The following is an 11685-nucleotide window of genomic DNA, read 5'->3' as shown; positions in this document are numbered from 1 at the left end:
CACGAATCACCGGAGTTCAGTTCGAGGACTTCCAGGCATCCCAACGGGTCTGCAGTTCGTCCACGTTCTCGCTCCACCATTCCTCGTCGATCTCGACGGTCTGATCGAAGTTCTCTGGATTCGTCGCGAGCGAATCGGCGACCTCGGAATCGACGAGATCGAGCACTTCCGTGTTGCCGCCGGCGTATGAGGAGATCTCGGCCAGTGTCTTCTGCTGCTCGGCCTCCTGCGTGAAATACAGGAATGCCTCGGCAGCCCGAGTGTTCGGAGCACCGTCGAGGATGTACCACCAGGAGACGTGCAGGGGTGCGTCGGCCCAGACAATCTCAATGTTCGAACCGCGCTCCTTTGCCGGGTACGCACGACCGTTCCAGGCCGGAGAGGCGACGACCTCGCTGCCGGACACGGCATCAATCGGCTCATCGCCCGAGCTCCAGAGCACGCGTACGTCATCCTTGATCTCATCGAGTTTCTTCTCGGCACGATCGATGTCGAGTGGGAAGAGTCCATCCTGCGGCACACCGTCCGCGAGCAACGCGATGACGAAGCTCATCGGGTCATCTTGCAGCGCGCGCTTGCCGGGATAGGCGTCCGTGTCCCAGAAGTCTTCCCAGCCGTTCATGCCCTCCGGGAACACCTCTGGGTTGTAGACCAGCACATCGCCGTATGGCGTGGACCAGGCTCCGTTCTCAGTAATCGATCCCTCAACCATCTGGTCGCTGATGTCATCCCAGAATCCGTCGGGCAAAGTGTGAAAGATGCCGTCACTCACTCCGCGGGGAAACTCCTCCGAAGATCGGGTTGAGCCGATGTCATGCGTATGGTTTCCGGTCGCGACCTGCTCTTTGAGGTTCGCGTAGGTGCGATCATCGCTCGTCTGCACGACGGTGACGCCGCACTGCTCCTCGAACTGGGCGACAAAGGCCTCCTGAACCTGGTCGGCCCAGGCGCCACCGCTCGTGCTCACGGTGAGTTCGGATTCGATCGGTTGCCCATCGGGGTGGCAGTCGCTCTCCACGAGGTCGCCGCCGCTCGAGCCTCCCGAGTTCGAGCAGCCTGTGGCGGCGAGTGCGAAGCAAAAGGCTGCGGTGAGAGCTGTGGCATGGCGAAACTTCATTGGTATTCCTCCGAGTCATCATCGACTTCGAGTGCGAGGGTGCGCTCTGAATCCCGGGAGAACCGAGATATCCACGAGTGTGTCCGAAGAACAAACGAGCTTCTAGACCAGTTGCAATCGGGTTCGGATCGCTAAGCGAAATATTTGCTTATGCTCAATGGTCTGCTTCCAGAGACATTGGAGACGATGGGAGAAGCCAGGCAGTCGAGACTCACCACCGACCCGGACCGAATGAACGCGCATCAATCCACGCGTACTACTCGGAGCCTTCCTCCTGCGCGAGCAGCTTGAGCTCATGCTCCTTCTCCCAGGCGTCTCGCGTCAGGCGGAACCAGAAGAAGATCGCGAACCCTCCGAAGACGACCCATTCGATCGCGTAGAAGAGATTCAGCCAGCTGATGCGTTCGGCGGGCAGCGGCGGCACCGAGTCGATCGTGTCGAGTCCGGCCTCGGAGATCGCGGTTCCGAGCTCCGGTGCAGTTGCCGCGTCACCCGGGTGCAGCACCAGAAAACCGGAGTACACCGGACCGGGAACCTCGCTCCAAACGTTCGCCAACTGCGCCGGTGACATGCTCAACAGCAGCTGCGGATCTTGACCGGGCTCCGGGATCTCTGGCCCGTCGGGCGGCATGTACCGGCCCACGAGCTCGGTCGGCCGAGACAAGGCTTCAGCGTCGGCCAGGGCGTCGCGGGCCTCGCTCGCCGACTCGGTATCAGGGGCCCAGCCAAGAGCGACAGCAAGCTGACCGCCACTCGCAACGGATAGGTTGCCGACCACCCAGACTCCCTCGACACCGTCGTTGTAGCGCAGCTGCACGAGATCCAAATCTGCGGCCTCGAACTCACCTTCGACGCTTGCGACCATGCCTGCCGCGTCCTCGTTCACGCCGGTTCCGAGCTCGGTCAGCTTGCCCAAGGGACGTGGCGATTCAGTGACGGCTTCAGACGTGTCCTGCTCAGTGCGGATCGCATGGTCGAGCTGCCACTGCCCCAGCCACGCGAACACACCCGCAACTGCGAGACAGCCGAGTAGGGCGAGGATCCAGACGGGCCGGCGCATGACCCGACCAATCGTCGGCTCTCCGAAGTACTCCGGCTTCTCCCGCACCATCAGCGCTCAGCGTGGACGATGCCGACTCGCTGGAATTCCTTGAGCTCGGAGTACCCCGTAGTCGCCATTGCACGCCGAAGCGCACCCATGAGGTTCGCACTGCCGTCAGCGACATTCGCGGGACCGTTCACGATCTGCTCGAGCGGGGCGACCCCGCCGACAGCGACGCGCTTGCCGCGCGGCAGATCTTCGTGGTGGGCCTCCTGCCCCCAATGCCACCCCTGGCCCGGCGCATCGGTCGCGCGCGCAAGGGCCGCGCCAAGCATGACGGCATCGGCTCCACAAGCCATCGCCTTCACGAGATCACCGGACGTACCCAGACCGCCATCTGCGATGACGTGGACGTAGCGGCCGCCCGATTCGTCGAGATAGTCCGTCCGCGCGCCGGCCACGTCGGCGATCGCGGTGGCCATCGGTGCACGGATACCGAGCGTCACACGAGTCGTCGACGAGGCTCCCCCGCCGAAGCCGACGAGCACACCCGCGGCTCCCGTGCGCATCAGGTGCAGTGCTGACTGATAGGTCGCAGCGCCGCCGACGATCACCGGCACATCGAGCTCATAGATGAACTGCTTGAGGTTCAGCGGCTCGCGCCCCTCGATGGAGACGTGCTCGGCTGACACCGTGTTACCGCGGATCACGAACAGATCAACGCCTGCGCCGACCACGGTTTCGGTGAACTCGGCGGTGCGGTGCGGCGAGAGCGCACCGGCGACCGTCACCCCGGCTTCGCGGATCTCCCCGAGGCGCGCCTGGATGAGCTCCGGCTGGATCGGCGCCGAGTAGAGTTCTCGCATTCGCGCCACCGCTTCCGACTCGTCATCGAGAGCGGCGAGTTCGTCGAGCAACGGCTGCGGATCCTCATGCCGAGTCCACAGTCCCTCGAGGTTCAATACACCGAGGCCACCCAGCCGGCCGAGCGCGATCGCGGCAGCGGGAGACATCACCGAATCCATGGGGGCACCCAAGACCGGGATGTCGAACTGGAATGCATCAATCGACCAGGAGGTCGAGACCAGCTCAGGGTCTCGGGTACGTCGCGTCGGCACCACGCCGATCTCGTCGAACGTGTACACACGCCGAGCGCGCTTGCCCCGGCCGATCTCGATCTCGTTGCTCACCGGTCCAGTCTATCGACCGTCACTGACAACGCGACACGGGGAGCCGACAGTGCTCATCAACGCTTGTAGTTGGGCGCTTCGACGACCATCTGCACGTCGTGCGGGTGGCTCTCCTTCAGCCCGGCAGCGGTGATACGCACGAACTGGCCACGTTCCTTGAGCGAATCGATCGTGTGCGCACCGACATACATCATCGACTGGCGCAGGCCTCCGGTGAGCTGATGCGCCACTGAGCGCAGCGGGCCGCGGTAGGCGATCTGCCCCTCGATGCCTTCCGGAATCAGCTTCTCATCGCTTGCAGCATCCGCCTGGAAGTAGCGGTCCTTCGAGTACGAAGTGCGCTCACCTCGCGTCTGGAGTGCGCCCAGAGAACCCATCCCACGGTAGTTCTTGTACTGCTTGCCGCCCATGAAGACCAGGTCGCCGGGGCTCTCATCCGTTCCGGCGAAGAGTGACCCGACCATGACCGATGAGGCACCAGCTACAAGCGCCTTCGCGATATCGCCCGAGTATTGCAGACCGCCGTCGGCGATGACCGGGATGCCCGCGGGAGTCGCGGCCCGTGCCGCTTCGTAGACCGCAGTCACCTGGGGAACCCCGACACCCGCGATGACCCGAGTGGTGCAGATCGAACCCGGGCCCACACCGACCTTCACCGCATCGACACCAGCCTCGACCAGAGCCTTGGCTCCAGCGTACGTCGCGACGTTGCCGCCGATGATGTCGACATCGGCGAACGCCGGGTCCGCCTTCATCTTCGTGATGATGTCGAGCACACCCTTCGAGTCACCGTTCGCGGTGTCGACGACGAGCACATCAACGCCGACCTCGAGCAGTGCGGTCGCGCGCTTCCAAGCATCACCGAAGAATCCGACTGCGGCTCCCACACGGAGGCGTCCGGCGGAGTCCTTCGTCGCGTTCGGGTACTCCTCTTCCTTATCGAAATCCTTGACGGTGATGAGCCCGGTCAGTCGACCCGAGTCATCAACGAGCGGCAGCTTCTCGATCTTGTGCTGACGGAAAATATCGGCGGCGTCTTCGCGCTTGATGCCTGCGGGGGCGGTGATCAGCGGCATGCGAGTCATCGCATCGGCGACGCGCACGTTCGCGCGGTCCGACGGCTCGATGAATCGCATATCGCGGTTGGTGATGATGCCGAGGAGCAGACCCTGCTTGTCGACGACGGGCAGCCCGGAGACGCGGTACTCTCCACAGATCGCATCGACCTCGGCGACGGATGCGTCGAGGGTCGTGGTCACCGGATTCGTGATCATTCCGGCCTCGCTCCGCTTGACCCGATCCACCATCTCGGCCTGATCCTGGATCGACAGGTTGCGGTGCAGAATCCCGAGGCCGCCATTGCGAGCCATCGCGACCGCCATGCGAGTCTCGGTCACGGTATCCATCGCGGCAGAGATCAGAGGGATGCCGATTCGGATCCGCCGAGTGAGCTGAGTGCTCGTATCGGCTTCGCTCGGGATCACATCCGTATGCGCAGGCATGAGCAGCACATCGTCGTAGGTGAGCCCGGTGAAGGCGAACGGATCACGCTGTTCCATGAGACCTCTTTTGCACGTCGGATCGAGTCGGAGCCCCGGAGGGTCACACCAGTTTACGCCCTCCACCGCGGTCTTGACGGCGCGCCCACCTGACCATGTCGGTGAGCAGGATGACGATAGCGATCCAGACCGCGACGAAGCCGAGCCACCGCGCGAGCGGCATCTCTTCATGGAAGATCAGGTAGCCGGTGAGGAAGCTCAGCACGGGCGTCAGGAACTGCAGGAATCCCAAGTGCGTGAGTGGCAGTCTCCGGTTCGCCGCTCCGAAGAAGATGAGCGGAATCGCGGTGAAGATGCCGCTCAGAAGGAGCAGGATCGAGATACGCGGGCCGTGGGCGACGAACTCCGAGCCGATGTAGCCAACTCCTCCGGCCAGCAGCCAGACGACCACGAGCTGCACCACGAGCACCGGAGTGGTCACCAGCGTCTCGACCGTCAGGGCGGTGATCGCATCCACATTCTCATTCGCGATCTTGCGCACAGCGCTGTACAGGCCGAAGGTGAATGCAAGACCGACGGAGATCCACGGGAAGACGCCGTAGGCGATCGAACTGATGACGACGCCGACCGCAGCGATCCCGACGGCGGCCCATTGGGCAGGACGCAACCGCTCGCGTCTCACGAACACGCCGATGAGGATCGTGAAGAGCGGGTTGATGAAATAGCCGAGCGCGGTCTCGATGATGTGCCCCGTCACGATGCCGAGCACGAAGAGCTGCCAGTTGATGTACAGCAGCAGACCCGACACGGTGAACCAGAACAGGCTGCGGCGCGAGCGCAGAATTCCTGCGACCGGCCGCCAAGCGCGGAGCGCCGTGACGAGCACGACACAGAAGAGCATGGCACTCGCCACTCTGAACGGGATGATCTGGAATGGATCCACATCGGTCAGCAGGCTGAAGAAGAGCGGGAACGCACCCCAGCAGAGGTAGGCGGCCAGACCGAAGAGGAACCCCGAACGCGCAGTCACCACGCCATCCTATGCCCGAGTACGACGAAGGGCCGGCGCTTTCGCACCGGCCCTTCGCTCCCACCGCCCGAGCGGAGGAGATTCTGACGAATTAGCGCTCGACGATTGCGAGCACGTCGCGTGCCGACAGCACGAGGTAGTCCTCGCCGCCGGCCTTCACCTCGGTGCCGCCGTACTTCGAGTAGATCACGATGTCGCCAACGCTCACGTCGACGGGCACGCGGTTTCCGTTATCGTCGAAACGACCGGGACCAACTGCCACAACCTCGCCCTCCTGGGGCTTTTCCTTAGCGCTGTCGGGGATGATCAGACCTGAAGCGGTGGTCTGTTCAGCCTCGACCTGCTTGATGATGATGCGATCTTCGAGCGGCTTGATGGAGACCGACACGTTTGACCTCTTTCTCGGTGTGGAAGAAGAACTAATGGACGCACTCGCGGATGAGTGCGCTCGTTAAGAATTGTATGGCGCACTTTGGCACTCTCGCAAGGCGAGTGCCAATTCTTCCCGGATCCTTCGCGCACGGCGAACGAGGCCTCCTAGACTTGAAGCACCAACGGCCTCCCGCGCCGACCCGCCGACCAGGAGCGACCCACCATGTCGAATACGACGCCTCAGCCGAATTTCCCCTCCCCTACTCAGAACGCTCCCCAGTATCCGGGAGCTCCCGGCCAGCAGCCGCAGGCCCCCCAGCAGACCGTTCCCGCGCCCCCATATGCGCGTGCGGCAGCGCCGCAGAACCCGTCGACCCGCATGGGCGACACCAATACGTTCGCAGTGCTCGCGATCATCTTCGCCTTTGTCGCTCCGATTGCCGGCATCATTTTCGGCCACCTCGCTCTGAGCCAGATCAAGCGGAATGGCGACGCAGGGCGCGGCATCGGACTCACCGGCCTCATCATCAGTTACTCGTACTTCGTGCTGCTGGCGATCTTCATCGTCGCGTACATCGGTCTTCTCATCATGATGTTCGGCGCCATGGGAGCAGCGTTCTCCGAAATCGGATCAGTCAGCTCCTACGACTCCTACGACTACTGATCACGATCGATCACCCGTCGAGCGTGACCACTGGTCCCGCTCGATTCCTGTCCACGATCGACTCCTCATCGCGTCCGCTCACCCGCACCCGACGGCGCAGCGTCGCGGGGAGAAGAGGATGCCATGACCAGCGCTTCCGCACAGCTCAGCAGCGATGCGGCACCCCCGCCGGGCTGGCAGTTCCTCCTCACCCCCGAAGGCGCCGCGACGTTGGATCGCGCGGAGCAACTCCTCGCCGACGGTACGGGCAACGAAGAAGCACGCAGTTTTGCGGCGAACTCCGCGCTGCGCCGTGACGGCCTCGACCCTGCGCACGTCGCGGCCGCCCTGGCGCAGGCCCTGCTGCGACGAAAGGCCGTGTCGAAGTTCGGCGAACAGGCTCGGCATCTGCTGTTCACTCCGGCCGGCCTCGAACAGGCCACGCGTCTCGAAGTGGCCCGCCTGCATGCGAAGAGATTCCGTGCCGCCGGGTGCACGCGCATCGCCGACCTCGGGTGCGGCATCGGCGCGGAATCCCTCGCGTTCGCCGCAGCCGGACTCGGAGTCCTCGCGGTCGAACGCGATCCGTTCACTGCCGCGGTCGCCGCGCACAACCTCCGCACCCTCGGCGGAGCACCCCCCGAGCGCTTTCTCAACGAGCTTCCTCAGCATCTCGAAGTGCTGGTGTCCGACGCCGAGTCCGCTGCGCTATCCGACGTCGACGGGGCCTTCCTCGACCCTGCTCGACGCACGTCAGGGCACTCAGACACCCGGCGGCTCGCCTCCCCCGATGACTACAGCCCATCGCTCGACTTCGCCTTCGGCATAGCGGCGCGCATGCCGACCGGCATCAAACTCGGGCCGGGCCTGGATCACGAACTCATACCCGAAGAGGCCGAAGCTCAGTGGGTCTCCACCGATGGGCAACTGGTCGAGGTGGGTCTGTGGTTCGGGGCCGCCGCTCGTGCGGGGGTCTCCCGCTCAGCACTCGTGCTGCGAGACGGGGCCCACCACGAGATGGCCGCAACCGGCGAAGCCCCGAATGAGTCGGTTCGCCCGCTCGGCGAGTACCTCTATGAACCGGACGGCGCCGTCATCCGCGCTCGACTGATCGGCCGACTGGCCAGGCAGATCGGAGCAGGAATGCTCCACCCCGACATCGCCTACCTCACGTCAGACACGCACGTTTCGACACCGTTCGCACAGGGATTCCGCATCATTGCTGAGCTGCCCGTACGGGAGAAGGATCTGCGGCGTGAACTTGCGCACCGCGAGATCGGGTCGCTCGAGATCAAGAAACGCGGCGCCGACGTCGACCCTGCGACGCTGAGGAAACGGCTGAAGCTGCGCGGGCCGAACCGCGCAACGCTCATCATCAGCCGGACCCCCGAGAAACGCCTCGCCCTCCTCGCCGAACGCTGTTGACGCGTGGCGAGGAGGGCGATTGGGAGCGTACTCAGTACCCGCCGCTGTTCATCATGGAGCTCATGATCATGACGCCGATGATCGAGGAGATCACTGCGAGCACCAGGGCAATGGCTCCGGTGATGATCCCTCCGAGAGCGAGTCCGCGCGGCTGGCCCTTACGCAGGGCGAGGATGCCGAAGATGACTCCGAGTGCGCCGCCGATGTAGCCGAAGAGCGCGAGCAGAAGCGCGAACAGGATTCCGCCGATACCGCAGCACAGGCCGGCAATAGCCATGCCTTTCGACTGGGGAGCCGCTGGATACGACGGACCGGCGCCGTACGCCGGAGTTCCGGGCTGGCCGGAAGCTGCAGGTGCCTGCGGCACGGACGGAGGCTCCGGGCGGTTCGATGCCGGATCGATATTGGGCTGATTATCGGACATGGTTCTCCTCGGGTGTTGAATATCGGATGGCCTCTCGACCCTGGATGGTGCTCAGCGTAACCCGACGCAGACCCCCTCGCTGAAACACGGGTACAGCGTGGCGGATCTGCGGTCCGCCACTTGAAAACCTAGCAGCGCCTGCCCCGTCGCCGCATTCATCAGATCGGGGAAGATCAATCCACTCTGATCTGCGTCACCGGCAGAGTCGAATCCGCTCCGAACCCGAGACCGGACGGTGCCTGCCCGGCGGAGAACAGCTGCGCGCCCAGCGATGCGATCATGGCTCCGTTGTCCGTGCAGAGCGACAGGGGCGGGACGCGCAACGCGATGCCATGCTCCGCGGCGCGCTCTGCGGCGAGCGCCCGCACTCGGGCATTCGCTGCGACTCCACCTCCGAGCAGTAGGCGCGGCACTTCGAGGTCTCGACAGGCCGCGATCGCCTTCGCGGTGAGCACATCGGCAACGGCTTCCCGGAAGCTTGCGGCCACATCGGCGATCGGAATCTCAAGCCCCTCGGCCTCTCGCTTCTCAACCCACCGAGCCACCGAGGTCTTGAGGCCGGAGAACGAGAAGTCGTAGCGGTGCTTCGCCAGGTCCTTCGGCAGTGTGAGCCCGCGCGGGAAGCGGATCGCCTGCGGATCTCCGTCTTCGGCAACTCGGTCGATATGCGGGCCGCCCGGGTACGGGAGCCCCAGCAGGCGTGCGACCTTGTCGAACGCCTCCCCCGCCGCATCGTCGATGGTCTCCCCCAGCATCTCGACGTCACTGACGAGATCTCGGACGAGCAGCAGCGAGGTGTGACCACCCGACACGAGCAGAGCAACGGTGGGCAGCTCCAGATCTCCCACGGGTCCTGAGACCTCGCGCAACCCTTCCCCGTGGAGCAGGTCCGCCCCCACATGTCCCACGAGGTGGTTCACACCGTAGAGCGGCTTGTCGAGCGCAATCGCGAGCGCCTTCGCAGCCGATACCCCGACCATGAGGGCGCCGGCCAAGCCTGGGCCGGCGGTCACCGCGACAGCGTCTACGTCCTTGAGCTCCACGCCCGCACGGGCGAGGGCAAGATCGATCGTGGGGGTCAGCGCTTCGAGATGCGCGCGCGCAGCGATCTCCGGGATGACCCCGCCAAACCGTGCGTGTTCGTCCATCGATGATGCGACGGCATTCGCAAGCAGTGCACGACCGCGGACGATGCCGATGCCCGTCTCATCGCAACTCGTCTCAATGCCCAGGATCAGGGGCTCCGGTGTGGTCATTCGTGATCCTCCGTTCGACGCTCGCTCATTCGCAGTCGCTGCACAATCGCATCGACGTCATCGGGCTGATAGTAGCGGGGCCTCACCCCGATCTCGGCAAACCCGAGAGATGCGTAGAGTGCTCGTGCGACGGGGTTGTCGGCGCGCACCTCGAGAAACACTTCGCGGACATCTCGCGACGCCGCCTCGTCGAGGAGCGCGTTCATGATGCGCCGTCCGTGGCCCGCTCCGCGCGTTTCCGAATCCACCGCGATCGTTTGGATGTCACCATCCGCACCGATCGCGAGGAGCCCTCCGTACCCTCGAACATGGCCGACCTCATCCTCGAGCACGACATACCGGCGATGCGCAGCAGTCAGCTCCTCGCGCATCATGCCGCGACTCCAAGCTTCGCCACCGAAGACGGCCGTCTCGATCGCCCATATCGCATCGAGATCATCGAGCGTCGCGGGACGAATGCGGTGCGTCGTTGCCCGCGACGGCGCTTCACCCTCCTCTGCAGTCCCCGAGGTGGAGTTCACGTCGACACCCGCTTCGGCGCGTTTGGTGCCTGCACGTCAGGCGCCCTGAGATAGAGCGCACGATCCTGTGCAAAGTCGCGGCCAGCTGAGAGTCGCAGCAGCGCGAGGGCAGGCATCAGCTCGGCGTTGATGTGCTCGGGCCAGATGTCGCGACCCTCCGGTACGTACTCGCTGCGATGAACCAGGTGCGATTCCGCGGTGCAGTTGGGCAGGCCGTCTTCATCGAGTCCGTCGTATTCGGTCACGAAGAGCTCTCGCCGCTTGGCGTCCTGGATCACGCGCACGCGTTCGGCACCCCCGCGTAATGCCTCGTATGCCACCGCCTCGTGTCCGCTCACCGGCAGGAAGGGCACGTTGCGCGCTCTGGCGAAGGCACGCGCTGCAGCGATACCCACGCGGAGTCCGGTGAACAGACCAGGCCCGATGCCGACGACGACTCCCGTCACATCGGCGGGCGTCGCACCGCTCAGCTCGAACACTTCAGACAGCATCGGCCCGATGCTCTCCGCGTGGCCGCGAGGATCAGAGTTCGAACGCGTTGCGCCGGCATCCGGAAGCGTTCCTCCGGTGAGACGCAGGGAGACGCTCGTGTGCATCGACGTGTCGATCGCGAGCAGCGCATGTGCGTGCAGCTGCTGCTCGGTCTCCTCCGAGTGTCCGCTCACAGCGCCTCCTCCTCCCATCGCGGCCCGTAGCCCGCGAAGGTCAACGTTCGGGGCTCGACCGGAGCCTCGTCCGGGTCGGCATCCGGATCTTCCAGAGACTCCAGCTCCCCGGCCATCGGTCGTTCAATCACGATCTCCGCCCAGGAGTCCCCCGGCACCGCAACCCCGGCACCCCATTCGGCGATCACGACGGAGCGCTCGAAATCGACGTCGAGATCGTCGAGTTCATCGGGGCCTGAAAGCCGGTACGCATCGACGTGCACGAGTGCTGGCCCGCCGACAAGCGACGGATGCGTGCGCGCGATCACAAACGTCGGGCTGGTGACGGGCCCACGCACGCCGAGCCCCTCGCCGATGCCACGGGTCAGAGTCGTCTTGCCGGCTCCGAGGGGGCCGGTCAGGATCACGAGGTCGCCCGCACGCAACAGACGCCCCAGTTCGACCCCGAGTTCGTGCATGGTGTCGGGATCCGGAATCTCGCGTCGCAACATCGTCACGGGG

Annotated in this window: 13 protein-coding genes; 2 read left to right on the top strand and 11 right to left on the bottom strand. The window is 64.6% G+C overall.

The window, feature by feature from the left end:
- Positions 1-16: 16 nt before the first annotated feature.
- The 6 genes from ACUYV6_RS06405 to groES all read right to left on the bottom strand — a co-directional run bounded on the left by ACUYV6_RS06405 (position 17) and on the right by groES (position 6266).
- Positions 17-1117, bottom strand: coding sequence for an ABC transporter substrate-binding protein (locus ACUYV6_RS06405; RefSeq protein ID WP_449277820.1), 1101 nt, complete (start codon positions 1115-1117; stop codon positions 17-19).
- Positions 1118-1373: 256 nt separating this feature from the next.
- Positions 1374-2228 (bottom strand): SURF1 family protein, encoded by an 855-nt coding sequence (locus tag ACUYV6_RS06400; RefSeq protein WP_449277819.1) that lies wholly within the window; start codon positions 2226-2228, stop codon positions 1374-1376.
- Entirely contained in the window at positions 2228-3349 is a 1122-nt protein-coding gene (locus ACUYV6_RS06395; RefSeq protein WP_449277818.1) for a GuaB3 family IMP dehydrogenase-related protein, read from the bottom strand. The genes ACUYV6_RS06400 and ACUYV6_RS06395 overlap by 1 nt, the downstream gene beginning before the upstream one ends.
- Before the next feature lie 56 nt (positions 3350-3405).
- The gene (guaB, locus tag ACUYV6_RS06390) at positions 3406-4908 is read right to left on the bottom strand and encodes an IMP dehydrogenase (RefSeq protein ID WP_449277817.1); all 1503 of its coding nucleotides are present in this window, start codon (positions 4906-4908) and stop codon (positions 3406-3408) included.
- A gap of 43 nt (positions 4909-4951) precedes the next feature.
- The gene (rarD, locus tag ACUYV6_RS06385; protein ID WP_449277816.1) at positions 4952-5878 is read right to left on the bottom strand and encodes an EamA family transporter RarD; all 927 of its coding nucleotides are present in this window, start codon (positions 5876-5878) and stop codon (positions 4952-4954) included.
- Positions 5879-5969: 91 nt separating this feature from the next.
- Complete coding sequence (groES, locus tag ACUYV6_RS06380; protein ID WP_449277815.1) at positions 5970-6266, bottom strand: co-chaperone GroES; 297 nt, start codon at positions 6264-6266, stop codon at positions 5970-5972.
- 207 nt (positions 6267-6473) lie between these two features.
- Here groES and ACUYV6_RS06375 point away from each other — a divergent pair, with 207 nt between their 5' ends.
- Both ACUYV6_RS06375 and ACUYV6_RS06370 read left to right on the top strand, forming a co-directional pair.
- On the top strand, positions 6474-6914 hold the full coding sequence (locus ACUYV6_RS06375) for a DUF4190 domain-containing protein (RefSeq protein ID WP_449277814.1): 441 nt from the start codon (positions 6474-6476) through the stop codon (positions 6912-6914).
- 123 nt (positions 6915-7037) lie between these two features.
- Positions 7038-8318, top strand: a complete 1281-nt coding sequence (locus ACUYV6_RS06370) for a THUMP-like domain-containing protein (protein WP_449277813.1) — start codon at positions 7038-7040, stop codon at positions 8316-8318.
- A gap of 31 nt (positions 8319-8349) precedes the next feature.
- On the opposite strand, the gene ACUYV6_RS06365 is transcribed toward ACUYV6_RS06370, so the two are convergent.
- The 5 genes from ACUYV6_RS06365 to tsaE all read right to left on the bottom strand — a co-directional run bounded on the left by ACUYV6_RS06365 (position 8350) and on the right by tsaE (position 11675).
- Complete coding sequence (locus ACUYV6_RS06365) at positions 8350-8742, bottom strand: DUF4190 domain-containing protein (RefSeq protein WP_449277812.1); 393 nt, start codon at positions 8740-8742, stop codon at positions 8350-8352.
- 173 nt (positions 8743-8915) lie between these two features.
- A complete protein-coding gene (gene tsaD / locus ACUYV6_RS06360) occupies positions 8916-9998 on the bottom strand; it encodes a tRNA (adenosine(37)-N6)-threonylcarbamoyltransferase complex transferase subunit TsaD (protein ID WP_449277811.1) in 1083 nt (360 codons plus the stop codon).
- Positions 9995-10519, bottom strand: a complete 525-nt coding sequence (rimI, locus tag ACUYV6_RS06355; protein WP_449277810.1) for a ribosomal protein S18-alanine N-acetyltransferase — start codon at positions 10517-10519, stop codon at positions 9995-9997. Before rimI ends, tsaD begins: the two co-directional genes overlap by 4 nt.
- Positions 10516-11184 carry a tRNA (adenosine(37)-N6)-threonylcarbamoyltransferase complex dimerization subunit type 1 TsaB gene (gene tsaB / locus ACUYV6_RS06350; protein WP_449277809.1) on the bottom strand — a complete coding sequence of 223 codons (669 nt, stop codon included), beginning with the start codon at positions 11182-11184 and terminating at the stop codon, positions 10516-10518. Before tsaB ends, rimI begins: the two co-directional genes overlap by 4 nt.
- The gene (tsaE, locus tag ACUYV6_RS06345; protein ID WP_449277920.1) at positions 11181-11675 is read right to left on the bottom strand and encodes a tRNA (adenosine(37)-N6)-threonylcarbamoyltransferase complex ATPase subunit type 1 TsaE; all 495 of its coding nucleotides are present in this window, start codon (positions 11673-11675) and stop codon (positions 11181-11183) included. Before tsaE ends, tsaB begins: the two co-directional genes overlap by 4 nt.
- Positions 11676-11685: the final 10 nt, after the last annotated feature.

Source organism: Leucobacter sp. GX24907, from assembly GCF_053567335.1.
This window is presented reverse-complemented; position numbering and strand designations above follow the sequence as displayed.